The organism is Aquitalea sp. LB_tupeE (genome assembly GCF_013391415.1).
Classification (GTDB): domain Bacteria; phylum Pseudomonadota; class Gammaproteobacteria; order Burkholderiales; family Chromobacteriaceae; genus Aquitalea.
Window position 1 is genome coordinate 281,987 of record NZ_JACAXB010000017.1, and the last position, 17,999, is coordinate 299,985.

At 57.5% G+C, this 17,999-nt stretch carries 20 protein-coding genes and 1 tRNA gene; 10 read left to right on the plus strand and 11 right to left on the minus strand.

What is annotated here, in order from left to right; genetic code table 11:
- Nucleotides 1–3 precede the first annotated feature (3 nt).
- Complete coding sequence (locus HWX34_RS09430; protein ID WP_218645118.1) at nt 4–1,389, plus strand: efflux transporter outer membrane subunit; 1,386 nt, start codon at nt 4–6, stop codon at nt 1,387–1,389.
- Nucleotides 1,390–1,462: 73 nt separating this feature from the next.
- On the opposite strand, the gene HWX34_RS09435 is transcribed toward HWX34_RS09430, so the two are convergent.
- Nucleotides 1,463–2,320 (minus strand): formyltransferase family protein, encoded by an 858-nt coding sequence (locus HWX34_RS09435; RefSeq protein WP_178971991.1) that lies wholly within the window; start codon nt 2,318–2,320, stop codon nt 1,463–1,465.
- Between the two features lie 287 nt (nt 2,321–2,607).
- Between HWX34_RS09435 and HWX34_RS09440 the strand changes: the two genes are divergently transcribed.
- Nucleotides 2,608–3,339 (plus strand): hypothetical protein, encoded by a 732-nt coding sequence (locus HWX34_RS09440; RefSeq protein WP_178971992.1) that lies wholly within the window; start codon nt 2,608–2,610, stop codon nt 3,337–3,339.
- A 116-nt stretch (nt 3,340–3,455) separates the two neighbouring features.
- Nucleotides 3,456–3,734, plus strand: coding sequence for a hypothetical protein (locus HWX34_RS09445; RefSeq protein ID WP_178971993.1), 279 nt, complete (start codon nt 3,456–3,458; stop codon nt 3,732–3,734).
- Nucleotides 3,735–3,767: 33 nt separating this feature from the next.
- On the opposite strand, the gene HWX34_RS09450 is transcribed toward HWX34_RS09445, so the two are convergent.
- From HWX34_RS09450 to ispB, 6 genes are all read right to left on the minus strand, one after another.
- Nucleotides 3,768–3,980, minus strand: a complete 213-nt coding sequence (locus HWX34_RS09450) for an AlpA family transcriptional regulator (protein WP_178971994.1) — start codon at nt 3,978–3,980, stop codon at nt 3,768–3,770.
- A 609-nt stretch (nt 3,981–4,589) separates the two neighbouring features.
- Complete coding sequence (locus HWX34_RS21565; RefSeq protein ID WP_178971995.1) at nt 4,590–4,949, minus strand: DUF4238 domain-containing protein; 360 nt, start codon at nt 4,947–4,949, stop codon at nt 4,590–4,592.
- Complete coding sequence (locus tag HWX34_RS09460; RefSeq protein WP_178971996.1) at nt 4,874–5,500, minus strand: DUF4238 domain-containing protein; 627 nt, start codon at nt 5,498–5,500, stop codon at nt 4,874–4,876. Before HWX34_RS09460 ends, HWX34_RS21565 begins: the two co-directional genes overlap by 76 nt.
- 13 nt (nt 5,501–5,513) lie before the next feature.
- On the minus strand, nt 5,514–6,644 hold the full coding sequence (locus HWX34_RS09465) for a tyrosine-type recombinase/integrase (RefSeq protein WP_178971997.1): 1,131 nt from the start codon (nt 6,642–6,644) through the stop codon (nt 5,514–5,516).
- A gap of 262 nt (nt 6,645–6,906) precedes the next feature.
- A tRNA-Arg gene (locus HWX34_RS09470) sits at nt 6,907–6,981 on the minus strand.
- Nucleotides 6,982–6,992: 11 nt separating this feature from the next.
- Nucleotides 6,993–7,961 (minus strand): octaprenyl diphosphate synthase, encoded by a 969-nt coding sequence (ispB, locus tag HWX34_RS09475; RefSeq protein WP_178971998.1) that lies wholly within the window; start codon nt 7,959–7,961, stop codon nt 6,993–6,995.
- 194 nt (nt 7,962–8,155) lie between these two features.
- Here ispB and rplU point away from each other — a divergent pair, with 194 nt between their 5' ends.
- The 7 genes from rplU (at nt 8,156) to HWX34_RS09510 (ending at nt 13,701) form a co-directional block, all read left to right on the plus strand.
- Nucleotides 8,156–8,467, plus strand: a complete 312-nt coding sequence (gene rplU / locus HWX34_RS09480) for a 50S ribosomal protein L21 (RefSeq protein WP_045847786.1) — start codon at nt 8,156–8,158, stop codon at nt 8,465–8,467.
- A gap of 12 nt (nt 8,468–8,479) precedes the next feature.
- The gene (rpmA, locus tag HWX34_RS09485; RefSeq protein ID WP_045847787.1) at nt 8,480–8,755 is read left to right on the plus strand and encodes a 50S ribosomal protein L27; all 276 of its coding nucleotides are present in this window, start codon (nt 8,480–8,482) and stop codon (nt 8,753–8,755) included.
- 145 nt (nt 8,756–8,900) lie between these two features.
- Complete coding sequence (obgE, locus tag HWX34_RS09490) at nt 8,901–10,103, plus strand: GTPase ObgE (protein WP_178971999.1); 1,203 nt, start codon at nt 8,901–8,903, stop codon at nt 10,101–10,103.
- A 405-nt stretch (nt 10,104–10,508) separates the two neighbouring features.
- On the plus strand, nt 10,509–11,288 hold the full coding sequence (locus tag HWX34_RS09495; RefSeq protein ID WP_178972000.1) for an ABC transporter substrate-binding protein: 780 nt from the start codon (nt 10,509–10,511) through the stop codon (nt 11,286–11,288).
- A 225-nt stretch (nt 11,289–11,513) separates the two neighbouring features.
- Nucleotides 11,514–12,203: an ABC transporter permease gene (locus tag HWX34_RS09500; protein WP_045847790.1), complete on the plus strand. Its 690-nt coding sequence runs from the start codon at nt 11,514–11,516 to the stop codon at nt 12,201–12,203.
- Entirely contained in the window at nt 12,200–12,913 is a 714-nt protein-coding gene (locus tag HWX34_RS09505; RefSeq protein WP_045847791.1) for an ABC transporter permease, read from the plus strand. The genes HWX34_RS09500 and HWX34_RS09505 overlap by 4 nt, the downstream gene beginning before the upstream one ends.
- 20 nt (nt 12,914–12,933) lie before the next feature.
- Nucleotides 12,934–13,701 (plus strand): ABC transporter ATP-binding protein, encoded by a 768-nt coding sequence (locus HWX34_RS09510; protein WP_045847792.1) that lies wholly within the window; start codon nt 12,934–12,936, stop codon nt 13,699–13,701.
- A gap of 94 nt (nt 13,702–13,795) precedes the next feature.
- Here the strand turns inward: HWX34_RS09510 and HWX34_RS09515 are convergent, their stop codons facing one another.
- The 4 genes from HWX34_RS09515 to HWX34_RS09530 all read right to left on the minus strand — a co-directional run.
- On the minus strand, nt 13,796–15,130 hold the full coding sequence (locus HWX34_RS09515) for a DUF6396 domain-containing protein (RefSeq protein ID WP_178972001.1): 1,335 nt from the start codon (nt 15,128–15,130) through the stop codon (nt 13,796–13,798).
- Nucleotides 15,130–15,951 (minus strand): hypothetical protein, encoded by an 822-nt coding sequence (locus HWX34_RS09520; protein ID WP_178972002.1) that lies wholly within the window; start codon nt 15,949–15,951, stop codon nt 15,130–15,132. The genes HWX34_RS09515 and HWX34_RS09520 overlap by 1 nt, the downstream gene beginning before the upstream one ends.
- Before the next feature lie 383 nt (nt 15,952–16,334).
- Nucleotides 16,335–17,543 (minus strand): hypothetical protein, encoded by a 1,209-nt coding sequence (locus HWX34_RS09525; protein ID WP_178972003.1) that lies wholly within the window; start codon nt 17,541–17,543, stop codon nt 16,335–16,337.
- Nucleotides 17,540–17,999, minus strand: a 460-nt coding sequence (locus tag HWX34_RS09530) for a DUF2345 domain-containing protein (protein WP_218645119.1), incomplete at its 5' end; no start/stop codon positions are given. The genes HWX34_RS09530 and HWX34_RS09525, both read right to left, overlap by 4 nt.

Consider the following 17,999-nt stretch of genomic DNA (forward strand, 5'->3'; position numbering starts at 1 on the left):
CGCATGTCTGCATTCACCCCGTCCCGGCTGGTACTGGCCGGCCTGATCAGCCTGCTGTTGGCCGGTTGCGCCATCGGCCCGGACTATACCCGGCCCAAGATGGATATTCCGGCAACGTACAAGGAAGACGGCCGCTGGAAAACCGCTACCCCGCAAGATGCCGCCCCGCGTGGCAACTGGTGGGCGGTGTATCAGGACCCTCAGCTCGATAGCCTGATGGACACCCTTAACCGGCAAAGCCCCACCATTGCCCAGGCCGAGGCCAATTACCGTAATGCCCGCGCCTTGCTGGATCAGGCCGAAGCCAGCCTGTGGCCCACCATCAGCAGCACCGCCAGCAAAACCCGCGGGGTGACCACGGCGGGCGGCAGTGTCAGCAATCAGTACAATCTGTCCGCCAGCGCCAGCTGGGAAGTGGACCTGTGGGGTACGGTGCGCCGCGCGGTGGAGGCGGGCAATGCCAAGGAGGCGGCCAGCGCCGCCCAGCTGGCGTCCATCCGTCTGAGCAGTCAGGCGCAACTGGCGACGGCGTATCTGCAACTGGTGGCCGCCGATGTGCAGCTCAAGCAATTGCAGGACAGCGAGGCCAATCTGCTGCAAACCCTGCAGCTCACCCGCAACCAGTTTGCCGTGGGCATGGTGTCGGATGATGCCGTGGCGCAGGCGGAAAGCAGCTGGAAAACCGCTCAGGCCGCCCGCGTGGACAAGCAGCTGAGCCGTGCCCAGCTGGAGCACGCCATCGCCGCCTCGCTGGGTGTGGCCCCGGCCAGCTTCACGCTGCCGGTCAGCAAAACCCTGCCCCATCTGCCACAACTTCCAGCCGGCCTGCCGTCCACCTTGCTGGAGCGCCGTCCGGACATCGCGGCGGCAGAGCGGGCGGTGGCACAGGCCAATGCCGAAATCGGCATTGCCAAGGCCGCGTTCTTTCCCACGCTGAACCTGACTGCCAGCGGCGGTTACAAGAGCAGCAGCTTTGCCGACTGGGTCAGCCTGCCCAACCGCATCTGGAGTGTGGGGCCAGCGCTGGCGCTCACCCTGTTTGACGGTGGCTTGCGCCGCGCACAGACCGCCGCTGCCGTGGCCAGCTACGACGCCAGTGTGGCCAGTTATCGCCAGACGGTGCTGAGTGCTTTTCAGGCGGTAGAGGACAATCTGTCAGCCCAGGCCTTGCTGGATGAGGAAATGCAGTACCAGCAAGCAGCGTTGGCGGCGGCGCAGCGGGCGGAAACCATTGCGCTCAACCAGTACCGCGCCGGGGTGGTGAGTTATCTGAATGTGCTGACCGCGCAAAATAGCCGCATCAGCGCGGAAAACAGCCTGTGGACCTTGAAAAACCGCCAGTACACCGCCAGCGTGGCCTTGATTGCCGCACTGGGTGGCCAGTGGTAGTACTGACTTGTTACGCGAAAAAACAGCCCTTAACGGGCTGTTTTTCGTGAAATGACCAATCGGATAGCGGCGCTCAGAACGGCCTTCTGCCACTGATGGCACCGGGCGACTGCACGCTCCATTCGCTGATCACCAGATAGCCATCCTGCACGGCAAACAGCATGGACAGGTCCACGCTGCGCAGCAGGGTGCCGGGCGTGTGGCTGTGCGGCTCCAGCCAGCCATGGGCGCGATGCACCACAAAGCTCACGCCATTGGCCTCGGCCAGACAGTTGATATCGCCAAAGGCACGCAACTGCCGCAGGACGGCGTCCAGCGGGCCGCGCAGGTTCAGCGTGCGTTCGGCCTCGCCCCAACGCGGCCAGTAGCTACCCGGCCCTTGCGGCTTGGCCTGTTGCCACAGTCTGGAGAAGTCCGCGATCACACGGCGGCCCAGCTGCTCCAGCGCCAGCTGGCACTTCCATTCCAGCGTGACCAGGGTTTCATCAGGGCTCAGGGCGAACAGTTGCTGATCCAGCAGCGCGCCGCTGTCAAAGTGCGGCTCCACCACATGGCAGCTCACGCCCCATTGGCTGCGCTGTTCCAGAATGGCCCGCACCAGCGGAAACGGCCCGCGTGCTTCCGGCAGCGGCGAGGGGTGGAAGTTGACCGCATGGGCCAGATAAGGCCGCCAGTCCGGTACTTTCCAGTCATAACTGCCCAGCAGCAGGGCTTCGCAGCCTTGCGCTGCCAGTGCGGCCAGATCCGCCTCGGTCATGGGCGACAGCTGGACGGGAATGCCCAGCCGGGCGGCCTGCTCCACCACCTGCCGGTTGTCGTGGATTTTGCCATCCAGCGGACAGGTGAAGATTTTCAGCGGCTGCCAGCCAGCCAGCAAGGCCAGGTCCAGCAGCACCTTGAAACGATCGGTCAGGGTAATGGCAAAGCGCATGGCGGCATCCGGGCGTGAATCAGGCTGACAGGTATACCAGTAACTGCTCTGCTTGGGACTATCCTGGCAAACACCTTAACAATTCACCCATCTCTTCATGGTGTGTGGCTTATCCATTGCTTGCGGCAGATGCCATGCTGACCGTGCTAGGCTGTCAACGATCTCCCGGTCTGTACGTGTTGACTACTACAGACCAACAGACCATCGTCCGCCATACTGACACGGTCAACACAATGGTGACTGGCTACGGCACCTTGAAGCCAGCGCGCAAGCCCAGAGAGCTCAACATGAACCGGGAACTGGAAATCGTCGAACAACTGATACTGGGCCAGGACCCTTTGCACCGTGGCCAGGCGCTCCACACCCCCAAAGACCCGGCGCTGGACCAGGCGCGGGCCCACTACTACCAACAGCTCAAGCGGGTGAGCAAGCAGCACGCCGCTGAGCCTGCCCAGCCCTCGCAACCTGCCCGCTGCGGCCAAAACCGGGCTGGTGAGCGCTGGAGCATTGCCGAAGACAACCGCCTGAGTGCGCTGTGGGAAACCTCCGCCACCGTCACCAGTGCCGAGCTGGCAGACAAGCTGGGCCGCAGCCGCACCGCCATCCTCGCCCGGCTGGTGAAACAAGGTTATTTTGCCGACCAGGCCAGCGCCATGCAGGCCGACGACCAGCGGCTGGAGCAAGCCGGTCAGCCCGCCTGGTGGGCCACTCAGCCCAAGCCCGCTATGCCGGCCACGACGTCTGCTACACCACCCCGTCCGCCCGCGCATACGACACAAGGCAGCGGCCCTATCGACATTCCCAACGCAGGCAAAGCCTGGAGCGCCAGCGACGACGCCCGCCTGCGCGCCAACTGGCACGACCCCGCCTCGCCAAACTGCGCCAGCATCGCGCAAAGCATGGGCCGCAGCCGCGCTGCCATCATCGCCCGGCTGGTGCGCATAGGAGAGTTTCCCGACCGCGATGCGGTACGGGCGGCGGATAGGGAGAGGGGAAGTAACTTGGGGCAGGATGACTGAATGCTGGTAACGACAACTTCGGCCAGCGTGGCCAGTGCGGCGGCACGTTTGCCGATGTAGCTTCTCCCGGCTTCGAGCATGCTGATTTCGGCTTCATCGCGGGCGAATTCCAGTTCTTGCAGAAAGTCGCGGAAGTCTTCGGCCTGGCTGTAAGCGGCCCGTTCTTCGGCACGGAGCGCCTGCAGTTCTTTGGTGTTCTTGCCCATCATCTGGCGCAGCAGGGCGCGGGCTTGTTCCTTGAACCCTTTGGCGCTGGTTTCTGCAGCGTCGGCGGCAGCGCTTTGCTGATTGAGCAAGGCAGTCTTGGCTTGCCAGTCCTGGCGGTGGCGCAGGTAGTCGGCCATGGCGGCTTCGGCGTCGGCCAGTTGTGCGGTCAGCGTGGTGTTCATCACTGAGTTGGAAAGGTGCATGAGTGTGACTTTCTGGTTTTATTGTTGACGGGCGGCGATGCGGCTGGCCATCCAGCTTTCGATTTCGGTGGATACCCAAGCCACCCCCTTACCGCCCAGCGGCACAGAGGCCGGAAAACTGCCGCGCTTGATGGCGTCGTACAAGGTCGAGCGCGACAGCCCTGTTAGACCCATGACTTCCGGCAGGCGCAAGAAACGGGTGGGCGTGGTTGGGAGGAGGGATGGCGGCATGGTGTGTCCTGTTGTCGTTGGTTGGATGGCGTCGGCGTAACCCGGATGTGTCGGGGAACGGGTGCAGTATCCCGAAAACAAAACGGCTTGAAACGCGAAGCCTGTTGTATGGAAGCGCCATACAACAAGCCCCCGAAAAGCGGCAGAAAACCACGCACAAATCACCCGCTCAGCCGGGTGGAGTCATCGGGCCGTACTGCGCTGGACGTAACAGGACGCCACCGGATCAAAAACGCGATGTGTCCGAGAACGTCCAGCAGGGAAAGCGGGAAATCACCCGAAAGAGGCGCATGAATCTGCATGAAAGTGCATGAAAACGCATGATTCGACAGAGGGGAAAAGGCTACGACAAAGCCCGGCTGGGCGGGCTTTGCGGGGAATCATGCAGGTGCATGATTTGAGGCACATTAAGACCGGGGGCGAGGCGGGGCTTCGATTGCGCGCGCTCGGGGTTGGGGGCGCTGTAGCGGCCCAGGAACGGCGAACGCTGATGCCGACGGATGTCGGCTTCAGTTTGAGGAGATTTTTAGAAGAGGGCAATTCTAGGGTGAGTATAAAGTCTAGAAGCTTTGATAAATATTGATTTTTGACAGTTTCTAAGAATTAGAATTATTTATAATGAAAATTGTTTAAATACTCTTTTGAATTGGAGAAGATTTGCTTGTGGCTTGCGTTTGCAATTAATTTATTAACTTCGTCAACTTGATGTGGTTGTATTCCATTTTCTGGCATTATTGGTTCTTGATTAATGTCGCATAGAATTAATGCAAGGTTTGGTGATATGGGGTAGTAGATGGATAGTTCATCCTGTTGCTTTCCTTCTTTCTTTTTTATGTTAATGGCAGGTTGGTCTCCTGTGATGAATGGTGTATTTAAATCGTTGGTAATGATGGCTAATTTTCGCTTTTTCTTTCTGTGAATAATGATTTTCCAATATTTATTGCAAACATGTGAATCATCATATTCCACATTGGTGCTAGGTCTGGCAGGTTTGCTGCTGCATTGGCTTGTATGGCCCTTTCTTTAATGCCTTTCGTTCTCATGTATTGAGTGCAGATGTAGTTTATGAATGTTATGCATGATTCATCGGTTAAGTAGAATTTTATATTCTTGTTGAGTGCGTCTTTGAGGTGTTGAGAAAATGAATTCTCGATGCTGGCATGATAATCTTCTAGTACGTTCGAAGAGTAGTGTTTCAGAACTGATCCTGTTTTTTCTAGGGGTGCGTTTATTTTTTTAATAAATTGAAATGGAGCTTGTATCTTGTCTATAAAATCGTAGTGTATTTTGGTTAGCTCTTTGTCATCTTTCATTGTGAAAATTAATTTGAGGTATTCAATTTGTGAGATGGATAGTTCGGCAACTTTGTAAAAATCATTCTCAATGGCAACAGTTGTTGTGCCTGTTGAGAATATTTTATTGTCCTGTTGGCACCAAATGGCTCCGTTCTTTGTCCATGGCTTAAGATAGTGTTGCCATACATGATGATGTCTACGTTTGGTATTTTGATGGGCTGGCATTGCGTGTCCTGAATTAGTTTGTGAGGGAAATGCTGGGCATTAGAAATTTTGCCCACCACTGCATCATCTTTTGTCGTTCCTTCATGTATTCCGCTCGGTTGTAAGCCGCTCGAACCTTGTTGGTGTCAATGTGAGAGAGCTGGCGCTCGATAGCATCGGGGTTGAAGCCTTGCTCATTCAAAATGGTGGATGCAGTAGAACGGAAACCATGGCCATCCACCTTGCCCTTGAAGCCCATGTTATGTAATGCCCTGCGCAGTGTTTCTGGTGACATCGGTCGGCGCGGACTGTTGCGGTTGGGAAAGATGTGTTCCCGGTGTCCGCTAATGGTTTGCAGTTGGCGCAATACGGCTAAGGCTTGGTCGGCGAGCGGGACCAGATGCGGGCTGGCGGTGGCCTTGGATTTTTCAGGCAATTTCCGATGCTCTGGCGGAATCGTCCATAGCGCCTTGTCGAAGTCGACTTCTTCCCAGCGTGCCTGGGCCATTTCTCCCACACGAGTGAAGGTTAGCAGCATCAGCCGCATCATCAGTTTGGTCTGCAAGTTCCCATCGTAGGCGTCCAGTGCGGCCAGAAAGGTGGGAATATCTTCACGGCGTAAGGCTTTGCGCGGCGTGGATTGTTGGGTCTTCATTGCGCTGACTAGCGGAGCCGCCGGATCTGCTTCGGCGCGGCCTGTCAGGATGGCAAGCTGGAAAATGGCAGAGCAGCGCTGCCGTAGACGCTTGGCGGTATCTATATGGCCAGCGTTTTCAACCTTGCGCAGTACCTCCAGCAACTGTAATGGTCGCACTTCATTAATAGGAGTGTCTCCGATGTGCGGATAGATATGCAGCGCCATGGCTGAGCGGACCCGCTCGGTATGTTGTGCACTCCATTCATGACTCTCTTTCTCCAGCCATTCTTCGGCAATGGTGGCAAAGGTATTGCTGGCTGCTTGCTTTGCCGCCTCTTTGGCTTCCTGTTTGGCCTTGCTTGGGTCAATTCCATCTGCAATCAGCCGTCGTGCAGCGTCACGGCGTTGTCTGGCTTCCTTGAGTGAGATTTCCGGATACACGCCAATGGCCAGCCGTTTTTCCTTGCCCTGGTGCCGGTACTTCAAGCGCCAGTACTTGGCACCGCTTGGTGCAATTTCCAGATACATGCCTTTTCATCGGCAAGGCGTAGTGGCTTGCCATCATCGCGGGGTTTGGCTGTTCTGCAGCTTGTATCGGTAAGGGGCATGGTGGCTCCGGGGGCATGGGGGCATCAGATTTTGGGGGCAGGGGCATATGACCCCAATGATGCCCCCAGGTTCCCCCGGCTGGTGCCGGATTTCCTCGGATGTATACGGACGTAAAAAAAGCCGCAAACCCTTACTGGGTGCGGCTTTTGTGGACTTTCTCGGACTTCGCCGGAAGTGTAGGTGGTGCCCCCGACAGGAATCGAACCTGTAACTGCCCCTTAGGAGGGGGCCGTTATATCCATTTAACTACGGAGACTTAAATCCGGCTCAGGCGTTGCGGTCCACTGACAGGCGGGCCAGTTCTACCAGTGCCTGTTTCACCGGGGTGTCTGGCAGGTCGGCAATGGCGGCCACGGCTTGTTCAGCGGCTTTGATGGCTTCGTTTTTGGCGTAGTCCAGCGCGCCGCAGGATTGTACCGCAGCCAATACATCGTGGAAACGGTCACGGCTGGCGTTTTCCAGTGCCTGGCGCACCACGTCGGCAGCGGCAGCGGGGCCTTGGCGCATGGTGTAGATCAAGGGCAGGGTGGCCTTGCCTTCGGCCAGGTCGTCACCCAGGCTCTTGCCGATGGTGTCGGCGTCGCCGCTGTAGTCCAGTACGTCGTCGATGATCTGGAAGGCGGTGCCCAGGTACATGCCGTAGTCGGCCAGAGCCTTGACCTGGATGTCGCTGCCGTTTGCAATCAGCGCGCCCACGCGGGCGGCGGCTTCAAACAGTTTGGCGGTCTTGTACTGGATGACTTGCAGGTAGTCTTGTTCAGACAGCTCGGTATTGCCGATATTCAGCAGCTGCAGCACTTCGCCTTCGGCAATGATGTTGGTGGCTTCGGCCATCACCTGCAGGATCTGCATGTTGTTGGTGGTCACCATCATCTGGAAGGCGCGGGTGTACAGGAAGTCACCCACCAGCACGCTGGCGGCATTGCCAAACAGGGCATTGGCGGTTTCGCGGCCACGGCGCATGTCGGATTCGTCCACCACGTCATCGTGCAGCAAGGTGGCGGTGTGGATGAATTCGATCATCGCCGCCAGTTCGTACAGATGGTCGCCTTCATAACCCAGTGCCTTGCCGGACAGCAGGGTGATTACCGGGCGCAGGCGTTTGCCGCCGGCGGTGATGATGTATTCCGCCACCTGGCGGATGAGAACTACATCGGAGTGCAGGCGCGCGCGGATGACGCGGTCTACGGTCTGCATGTCTTCAGCGATCAGGGTACGGAATAGCGGGGTGGACACGGTTTTAGCCAGATGTTGGTGTTAGCGGAGCCAGAAGCGCGGAATGTTACCAGAAAAGCCATGCAGCCAGCCATGCCCACCTTTGCTGCGAGGCTAAACTGATGAAATTATTGACAACTTTTTGCACCTTGCGTATAGTTTCGCGTTCTTCTTCGCGTGATGCGGGGAAGATTCCCTCTTTAGGAGCTATGCGAATGTATGCGGTCATAAAAACCGGCGGCAAGCAGTACAAAGTTGCCATCGGTGAAAAACTCAAAGTAGAACAGATACCTGCAGACGTCGACAGCCAAATCGTACTCGAAGAAGTGCTGATGGTCGCTGACGGTGAACAGGTTGTTGTAGGCGCCCCGCTGGTTGCAGGTGCCACCGTTACGGCTACTGTTGTTTCCCACGGTCGTGGCGACAAGGTACGTATCTTCAAGATGCGTCGTCGCAAGCACTACCAGAAGCATCAGGGTCATCGTCAGAACTTCACCGAAATCCGCATCGACGCGATTTCGAAGTAAGGATAAACAGTCATGGCACACAAAAAAGCAGGCGGTAGCTCCCGCAACGGTCGTGACTCCGAAGCCAAACGCCTGGGCGTTAAGGCTTACGGTGGCGAACTGATTCCGGCAGGTTCCATTATTGTTCGTCAGCGCGGTACCCGTTTCCACGCTGGTGAAAATGTTGGTCAGGGCAAGGATCACACCCTGTTTGCCAAGGTTGACGGCTATGTTCAGTTCACCGTTAAGGGTGCGCTGCAACGCAAGATCGTTACCGTGGTACCGTACACCGGTGTAGACGGCGAATAATCGCTTTCTGCAGACAAGAAAGCCCTATCCTGCGAGATAGGGCTTTTTTTTATCCGGCTTGCCATGTGGCGGGCCAGACGAGGGGCAAGGCGTGAAGGCTGGTTGCCGGATGCAACCTTGACGCCTGACTCCTCAAGGAGGATGTATGAAGTTTATCGACGAAGCCCGTATTGAAGTGATGGCGGGCAAGGGCGGCAATGGTGCCGCCAGTTTCCGTCGCGAAAAGTACGTGCCGTTTGGCGGCCCGGACGGTGGCGATGGTGGCAAGGGTGGCAGTGTGTTTGCCGTGGCAGACGAAAACGTCAACACCCTGGTGGAATACCGTTTCGTCAAGAAATACCTGGCGCAGCATGGCGAGCGTGGCCGTGGTGCCGATTGCTACGGCAAGGGCGGTGACGATATCGAACTGCACATGCCGGTGGGCACGGTGATTACCGACCACGACACCGGCGAACTGGTGGCCGACCTGACCCATCATGGCCAACGGGTGATGATTGCCCGTGGTGGCAAGGGTGGTCTGGGCAATATCCACTTCAAGTCGTCCACCAACCGTGCGCCGCGTCAGAGCACGCCGGGTGAAGAGGGCGAACAGCGTACGCTGAAGCTGGAACTGAAAGTGCTGGCCGACGTGGGCCTGCTGGGCATGCCGAATGCCGGCAAATCCACCTTCATCCGCTCGGTCTCAGCCGCGCGCCCCAAGGTGGCGGACTATCCGTTTACCACCCTGCACCCCAATCTGGGCGTGGTGCGCATGGACGATACCAGCAGCTTCGTGATTGCTGATATTCCGGGGCTGATTGAAGGTGCTGCGGAAGGTGCTGGTCTTGGCCATCGCTTCCTCAAGCATTTGCAACGTACCGGCCTGCTGTTGCACATCGTGGATATCGCTCCGTTCGACCCGGATGTCGACCCGGTGCGTGAGGCCCGTGCCATCGTGGCCGAGCTGGAAAAATACGATGCCGAACTGCACGGCAAGCCGCGCTGGCTGGTGCTGAACAAGCTGGACATGCTGCCGGAAGAAGAGCGCGATCTGACCGTGAATGCCTTCCTGGAAGCCTATGGCTGGCCCAAAACCCAGCCGGACGACAGCCAGTCGTTTGATGTCGACACCCCGCGTGTGTTTGCCATTTCCGCACTGACCCACGAAGGCACCCGCGAGCTGGTGCGCGCTATTGATAACTATCTGCGCATCATGCGTGCCCGCGCCCGTGCAGCTGCTGAAGAAGCCGAACGTCAGGCTGAAGAAGCGCGCCTGGCCCGCAAGGCTGCGGCCCGCGCCCAGCTGGAAGCTGCTGAAGCGGCCAAGGCTGCAGCTGCTGCGGCCAAGGCGGCTGGCGAAGAAAACTAAGCCAGCATCAATCAGAGAAGCCGGTTTCCAGATGAAACCGGTTTTTTTTCGTCTATTGCATGGTTGTACTTTGAAAATTTGATGTCGCACTGCAAAATACGCTACGTAGTTTTACGTGGGTTTGTTGTATTTTGTACTCAAGAATACAATCGAATGCGACTTGATCTTCCAGAAATCGGCCCAGCCTTGATTTGCTGTCCTCTACGGTCAGGGTGGATGCGTTATTTATCCTGTATCCGGAGTCGTGCTTCTGGACAATTTGCGCTATTCATATAACCATTGCTGCCAGTCAGTTTGATCCGCCCACAAGGCAGGCGAGCTGATCACAGCGTATCGGTATGTTGCGGTGGCAGGGGCTGCCCGGCATGGTGTGAACAATAAAACCAAGCAGTAAGGAGAAGTTTGATGAGAAAAGTGATTACCGCCGTTTCTCTGGCACTGATGGCCACTTCTTTTGGCGCATTTGCCAAAGACTGGAAAGAAGTCCGTTTTGGCGTTGACGCCAGCTATGCTCCGTTTGAATCCAAGGCCCCCAATGGTCAGCTGGTGGGTTTTGACATCGACCTGGGCAATGAAATCTGTGCACGCATGAAAGCCAAGTGTGTATGGGTGGAAAACGACTTCGACGGCATGATCCCGGCACTGAAGGCCAAGAAATTTGATGGCGTGCTGTCCTCCATGTCCATCAACGAAGCACGTCTGAAGGAAATCAACTTCTCCGCCAAGCTGTTCAATACCCCGACCCGCATGGTTGCCAAGGCTGGTTCCGGTCTGCAACCGACTGCCGCTTCCCTGAAGGGCAAGCGCGTTGGTGTTGAGCAAGGCACCATTCAGGAAGCTTACGCCAAGGCTCACTGGGCTCCGGGCGGTGTAGAAGTGGTTCCGTACCAAAACCAAAGCCTGGTGCTGGCTGACCTGGCATCCGGTCGTCTGGACGCCTCCCTGCAAGACGCCATCCAGGCTGACGAAGGCTTCCTGAAAAAACCGGAAGGCAAGGGCTTTGCCTTCGCCGGTGGCAACCTGAACGACCCGAAAACTCTGGGTACTGGTGCCGGCATCGGCCTGCGTAAAGAAGATACCGACCTGAAAGCTGCCATCGACAAGGCGATTGCCGCCATGATCAAAGATGGCACCTACAAGAAAATCGAAAAGAAATACTTCACGTTTGATGTATACGGCAAATAAGTCGTAACACTGACGGAAGCACCGCGCCCCGGTGATCTCAGCGGGGCGCGTTTTCATCACGGCTGCGGAGGAGATGCGTAACACCCACTGTTACGTCCGCTGCCAACTTCGCTGACACACTGTTCCGGTGACAAACCACGCTGCCGCCTGCCTTGCGGGACTGGTAGTGGGTATCTGCGCGCGCGGGGCGGGGTGTGGCGAGCACAACATACAGGGGAAACGGCCATGTTTCTGGATGGATTCGGGCCAATCATCCTGGACGGTGCATGGGTTACGCTGGAGCTGGCAGTCATGTCGCTTCTGGTGTCCTTCATCATCGGTCTGGGTGGCGCTGGCGCCAAGCTGTCGAGCAATCCCGTGCTCAAGGGCATTGCCACGCTTTACACCACATTGATTCGCGGCGTACCGGACCTGGTACTGATGCTGCTGATCTTCTACAGCCTGCAAATCGGCATGAATCATCTGACCGAATGGCAGGGTATGGAGCAGATCAACCTCAACCCCTTTGTGTCCGGTGTGTTTACCCTGGGCTTCATCTACGGGGCCTATTTTACCGAGACCTTCCGCGGGGCTTTCCTGTCTGTGCCTAAAGGCCAGATCGAAGCCGGCATTGCCTATGGCATGAGCAGCTGGCAAACCTTCTCGCGCATCCAGTTTCCCCAGGTCATGCGCTTTGCCCTGCCGGGTATTTCCAATAACTGGCAAGTCATGCTCAAGGCCACTGCGCTGGTGTCCATCATCGGCTTGTCCGATGTGGTGAAAGCATCGATTGATGCGGGCAAGAGCTCCTACCGCGTGTTCTTCTTCACCCTGGTGGCCGGTGCCATTTACCTGATTCTGACAACGGTTTCCAGCGTGGTGCTGATGTGGCTGGAGCGCCGCTATTCCACCGGCGTGCGGGAGGCAGACCTGTGATCGACATCATCCAACAATACTGGAAAGCCTTCCTGTGGTCGGACGGTTATCACCTGTCCGGCCTGGCCGTCACCATGTGGCTGCTGGTGGTTTCCATCGCCTTCGGTTTTTGCGCGTCCATTCCGCTGGCCATTGCCCGGGTGTCCAAATCCAAATGGCTGTCCAGCCCGGTGTGGCTGTTTTCCTACGTGTTCCGTGGCACGCCGCTGTACATCCAGCTGCTGTTCTTTTACACCGGCATGTACAGCCTGGACGTGGTACGCGAGGTGGGCTTTCTCAACCACTTCTTCCGCGAAGGGTATAACTGCACCATTCTGGCTTTCGGTCTGAATACCTGTGCCTATACCACCGAAATCTTCGCCGGTGCCATCAAGGCTACCCCGTATGGTGAAATCGAAGCGGGCCGCGCCTATGGCATGAGCAAGTTCACCCTGTATCGCCGGGTCATCATTCCGTCGGCCTTGCGCCGCGCACTGCCGGCCTACAGCAACGAGGTGATCCTGATGCTGCATGCCACCACCGTTGCCTTTACCGCCACTGTGCCGGACATCCTCAAAGTGGCGCGCGATGCCAATGCCGCCACCTATGATTCGTTCGATGCCTTTGGCCTGGCCGCATTGATTTACCTGTGTATCACCTTTGTTCTGGTGGCCCTGTTCCGCAAGGCGGAAAGCAAGTGGCTGGCGCACCTGCGCCCGATGAAGGCCTGAGTTACCCGCAAGGATAAAAGATGGAAAAGCTAGTCGTTAAAGACCTGCACAAAAGCTATGGCAGCCACGAAGTGCTCAAGGGTATTTCGCTCAAGGCCAAGGCAGGCGATGTAATCAGCATCATCGGTTCTTCCGGCTCCGGGAAAAGTACCTTCCTGCGCTGCATCAACTTCCTGGAAAAGCCCAACGCCGGCAGCATCAGCCTGGGGGGCGAGGAAATCACCCTGCAAAAGAACAAGCAGGGCGAGCTGGTGCCGGCCGACCACAAACAGCTGCAAGCCATGCGCGCCAAGCTGGCTATGGTGTTCCAGCATTTCAATCTGTGGAGCCACATGACGGTGCTGGAAAACGTCATCGAAGCCCCCATCCACGTGCTGGGCCTGTCCCGCGACGAAGCCATTGCCCGCGCCGAAAAATACCTGCGCAAGGTAGGGCTGGATGCCCAGGCCCAGGCCAAGTATCCGGCGCACATGTCCGGCGGCCAGCAACAGCGCGTGGCCATTGCCCGTGCACTGGCAATGGAACCGGAAGTCATGCTGTTTGACGAACCCACCTCGGCGCTGGACCCGGAGCTGGTGGGCGAAGTGCTCAAGGTGATGCAAACCCTGGCCGAAGAAGGCCGCACTATGGTGGTGGTGACCCATGAAATGGGCTTTGCCCGCAATGTATCCAACCACGTGATGTTCCTGCATCAGGGCCGGGTAGAAGAAGAAGGCCACCCGGACGAAGTATTCGGCAATACCAAGAGCGAACGCCTGAAAGCCTTCCTGTCCGGCAGCCTGAAGTAAGTTGTCGGTTCGATAGAAAGCAAAAGCGGCCCATTGTGAGATGGGCCGTTTTTTGTTTTCTGCATTATAGGGCTGCATAAGCGCAGCGGGCGCATCAGGCGTACTCCATCAGAATCCAGCGCACCGGCTCCACTCGGGCGGGGTAGCCCAGCCAGCGCCCCAGCAGCCGGGGGTAGTGCACCGGCAAAGGCGGCATCAGGCTGCCCTGGGCAAAAAAGCGCTGCACGTCATAACCCGGCAGGCGGTTGCTGATGCTGTGCGGCGGAAACTGGGCATGCCAGATACCGCTTTGCGGGCAGGGTTCGCCTGTTTGGCAGGTGCTGCCCAAGGGCAGCGCCTTGGCTTGCGCGGCCTGGGCTTTTTGCGCCTGCAGGCGTTTGGGGTCGGGTCGGCCGGTGGCCGGGTCCAGCGCCTTGGCTTCGGCCAGTTCACGGATACGTTGCTCTGTGGGCAGCGGTGGCGGGACATTGGCCTCAAAGTCGCGCAGCCACTGGAATTTGCCATCCCAGGCCGGCAGCGGGGCTGGAGGGGGCGGAATAATCGCGGCCAGATCGGGCAGCACCGGGTTGAAGATTTCGTAGTTCATTAACTGCCGCATCAGGCTTTGATAACGATCAGACCGTTCTTGATCAATTGGCAGTGCGAGGTAGTCAGAATCGTTGGGATCTTTTGTCTTGAACCCATCCGATAACATCCCTGCCGATAGATAATCCCCAGCACGGGCACCCATCTCAAAATACTTGACCGCTTCGGTAAATTTTTTCTGATATTGAGATGCAATGCCCATTTCTTGTGCCGATTTACCATGCCCCTGTTCCGCTGCACAGCGTTGCATTTGCAGCCCAATTTCAAAAGGTATTGGCTCAGAGATGGTCAGCCGGGTGAGTAAATCACCGACATAATATTGCGCCTCCTTATTGCCCAGGTCGGCGGCTTTGCGGAAGTATTTCAAGGCCAGTTCTTTATTGGCGTCATAGCCGACGCCACCCTCCACATAATGGCCGAGCAGGTAATAGCCAACCGGTATCCCAGCCTTGATCAGGCTGTCGTTGAGGTCGAGCATTTCCTCGATATCGCCGTCAATCACGCCCTGGCTGTACAAGTTTTGCAGATTGAAATTGGCTTTGTAATGGCCGTAGGCAGCGGCAATGCGGTAATAGCGCGCCATGTCGGCATAGACGGCGGGCTTGGGGGAAACGATATTGCCGCGCCACAGCCAGCGGGCGTATTTAAACAGCTGATCGGCTTCCGGGTTCAGTGGCGGCAGGCGGTCTTGCTCGTAGGCGCAGCTGAAGGCCAGTTTGGCCTGAACGGCAGAGACATCGGGCATGGCATGCTGTGGCTGGGCCTGGCAGGCCCCCAGCAGCAGAGTCAATGCCAGTGCGCCGAGCGCTGGGCTGAATACAGGCAACGGGCGCAGTGGGTGCATCAGGCGTACTCCATCAGAATCCAGCGCACCGGCTCTATCTGGGCGGGGTAGCCCAGCCAGCGTCCCAGCAGCCGGGGGTAGTGCACCGGCACCGGCGGCATCAGGCTACCCTGGGCAAAAAAGCGCTGCACGTCATACCCCGGCTGGCGATTGCTGATGCTGTGCGACGGAAACTGGGCATGCCAGATACCGCTTTGCGGGCAAGGTTCGCCGGTGTGGCAGGTGGTGCCCAAGGGCAGCGCGTCGCGCTGGAGTGGTACGCGCGCCGAGGATTTGATCAGCGGATGGGCCGGACGGGTGACTTCCAGGGGCAACTCCGGGTTGCGCTGGCCGGGCGGTGGCGGGGGCAAGGGCGGGTCCTGGTAGTGCAGGTCGATATGCTTGCCTTCTTTGTGCAAGCGGATTTCCGCACTATCGCGCCGGTCGCGATACCACTTGGCCTTGGCCGGCCAGAAGGCACGCCAGTTGGCGCGATCTTTTTCTTCGATTTCCGAGCGCAGATAACTTTCCATGCTTTGGAAGTCAATGGTCAGCAAACCGGTACCAGGCTGCTTGGGGTCCTCCCAGGTGGGCGAGCGGTCGAATTGGATTTTGGCAAATACATTGTCGGCATAAAACCTCCAGGTGGGGCTGGCAATCCAGTTGATGCGCTGCCAGTTATGCGGGCTGAGATCGATTTCACCGTCCAGTTGAAAGCTATATTCAGAATCAGCCAAGGCATATTCAAATTGTTCCTGCCCTCTTAGTCGTGGTGCGTCATAGTAAAACAGCGCTTGCCAACCCTTGGCACGGAATTGTTGCAGCAGGCTGTTGATATACACCCGTACCGCCTCATTACTTAAAGTGTCTTGATCGGTGAGGGCGGCAAATAGGCTAAATTTTTCTAATCCTGCTGATAAATAATCGGTATTTAGTGTTCCCATGACGCTAAGAACATAGGGAATAGTCAGACTAGCCTTGCCTTGTGCCAGTTGAACCATCGCCAATTGATGTGGGTCTCGGTCTATTTGATAAAATGTCAGCCCGGCTGGTTGGACATTCAAGTGCAATAGATCCGCATTGCGCTTGGCAAATGTATCGGCGTTTTCACCCACTTGAATGGTGATTTCAATTGGATTGATGGCATTAGACATGGGCTTGGAATCACTCCGGCTAGGTTGGCAGGCAGTAAGAAGGATGAATAGCAAGCAAGACAGGAGTTGTTTCATCGCATATACCACGGGTCGTGTTGGCGTAATACCAGCTCAAAGGTAGTCATGTCGGGAGTGTGCCAGCTGGCGATGCTACGCAATTGCTGGTCCATATATTCAGCTTGCGTCTCCATCAAGCCATGAAATTGTTTCGCCGCTAAACCAATCCACCGCATTCGACTGTTTTCGTTTTCCAATACGGTGTCTTTGGGTGCGACAGATTTGAGCTTGGGGTCGCGGGTTTTACAGGCGGCGGCAAATACCAGTTCCAGTGGTGGCAGTACCGCTTTGGTGAGCAGGGCCAGCGCCTGGCTGGTTTCATCCACATACTGCGGCGGCCAGGTGGTGCTGGGTTCCAACAGCGTGTCTGCCGTCTGTTGCAGGGTGCGTTGGCGTTTCAGCCATACGGCAAAGGCAGGGTCGTCGTAAATTAGTTTTTGCAGTACCACCCGCTGTTCGTGATTTGCGATGGCCAATAAATGGGCGAGTTGTTTTTCTCGATATGTGTCCGATCCCGGCTTAAGCTTCTCAATCTCGCGTACCAAGAGCATGCCCTTCTGGGCATAGGACGACAGTTTCAGGTGTTGCAATACCGGCAGCGCCTGCTCGGCCCAGGGTAGCTGCGTGAGCTGGTTTTCCATCACCTCATGCAGTTTTTCGCCGCGTGTGTTGGCGCAGTGGAAGTAGGCGCTGTAGTCATAGCTGTGCAGCCAGTGAATGGGGGCAATGTCCTGAAACAGCCAGAAATTGCCCTTGCCCAGGCCATCGGCCACGGTATCGATGCCCACGCCAGTGGCGGCTTTGACGGCGCGGTGTTCCAGAGTACAGGCTACGTTCTTGCTGGCGAATGCGCCCAGTGCCATCCAGTAGTAGCGGCCCTTGCGCTTGGGGTCGCTAAACTCCTCGGTTTCCAGATAGAAGCGGGCATAGGTGGCGGCGACGATGCGGGCGCGTACCGACTTGGACTTCACATCACCTTTGATGGGGCGATAGGTGGTAGGGCTGATGGGTTTGATCCGGATGCGGAACAGTGGTGGTGGCCGGTCTGGCGGGGTGGAGGGCGACAGTCGCACGATGGCAAACTGCTGCGCCAGGCTCCAGGCGGTTTGGCAGGTGCCTTCCAGATAACACACCGAGTTGGGCTTGCTATTGAGCATGCTGGTGGCAGAGAGATTGTCTGTGCTCATGATCTGGCGAGTGGTGAGCGGATTGGGCTGGCTCATGACGGGTCTCCTGGCTTGGTGGTGGGCTGATTGGTCTCTGTCGGGGTAGCAGGCGCTTGCGGCTTGCCCCAGTCATGCCACAGTACGGCGGCCTGGGCCTGCTGCTGTTGGCCCGCATGCAGCGGCGGGCTGGCACCATTGCGGTCGCTCCCTTGTGCCCACTGGCTAGCGGAGGTGTGGATACCAACCGGCAAGTTGTGCCACTCCTTGCGTTGCGGACCGCGCAGGCGGAATTGCTCGCCAAACAAGCCGACGGGGCCGGGCAGGCCTGCCACGTCTACCGGCTGACGGCTTTGCGCCATGGTGGCAAATGGCCCAAACACCGTGGTCTTGCCCAGCGTACTGATGCCCTCGGCGGTAATGCGCACGGCGTTGCCGCCCACGCTCAGTACAATCTCCTCCTGCGCCGCCAGGCTGATCCTCTGCAAGCTGCGGATTTGCGTGTCCTGGCGCGAT

Coding starts and splice junctions, on each gene's coding strand:
- HWX34_RS09430 (WP_218645118.1), top strand. CDS start 4: ATGTCTGCATTCACCCCGTCCCGGCTGGTACTGGCCGGCCTGATCAGC.
- HWX34_RS09435 (WP_178971991.1), bottom strand. CDS start 2,320: ATGCGCTTTGCCATTACCCTGACCGATCGTTTCAAGGTGCTGCTGGAC.
- HWX34_RS09440 (WP_178971992.1), top strand. CDS start 2,608: ATGAACCGGGAACTGGAAATCGTCGAACAACTGATACTGGGCCAGGAC.
- HWX34_RS09450 (WP_178971994.1), bottom strand. CDS start 3,980: ATGCCGCCATCCCTCCTCCCAACCACGCCCACCCGTTTCTTGCGCCTG.
- HWX34_RS09460 (WP_178971996.1), bottom strand. CDS start 5,500: ATGCCAGCCCATCAAAATACCAAACGTAGACATCATCATGTATGGCAA.
- HWX34_RS09465 (WP_178971997.1), bottom strand. CDS start 6,644: ATGTATCTGGAAATTGCACCAAGCGGTGCCAAGTACTGGCGCTTGAAG.
- rplU (WP_045847786.1), top strand. CDS start 8,156: ATGTATGCGGTCATAAAAACCGGCGGCAAGCAGTACAAAGTTGCCATC.
- rpmA (WP_045847787.1), top strand. CDS start 8,480: ATGGCACACAAAAAAGCAGGCGGTAGCTCCCGCAACGGTCGTGACTCC.
- obgE (WP_178971999.1), top strand. CDS start 8,901: ATGAAGTTTATCGACGAAGCCCGTATTGAAGTGATGGCGGGCAAGGGC.
- HWX34_RS09495 (WP_178972000.1), top strand. CDS start 10,509: ATGAGAAAAGTGATTACCGCCGTTTCTCTGGCACTGATGGCCACTTCT.
- HWX34_RS09500 (WP_045847790.1), top strand. CDS start 11,514: ATGTTTCTGGATGGATTCGGGCCAATCATCCTGGACGGTGCATGGGTT.
- HWX34_RS09510 (WP_045847792.1), top strand. CDS start 12,934: ATGGAAAAGCTAGTCGTTAAAGACCTGCACAAAAGCTATGGCAGCCAC.
- HWX34_RS09515 (WP_178972001.1), bottom strand. CDS start 15,130: ATGCACCCACTGCGCCCGTTGCCTGTATTCAGCCCAGCGCTCGGCGCA.
- HWX34_RS09525 (WP_178972003.1), bottom strand. CDS start 17,543: ATGAGCCAGCCCAATCCGCTCACCACTCGCCAGATCATGAGCACAGAC.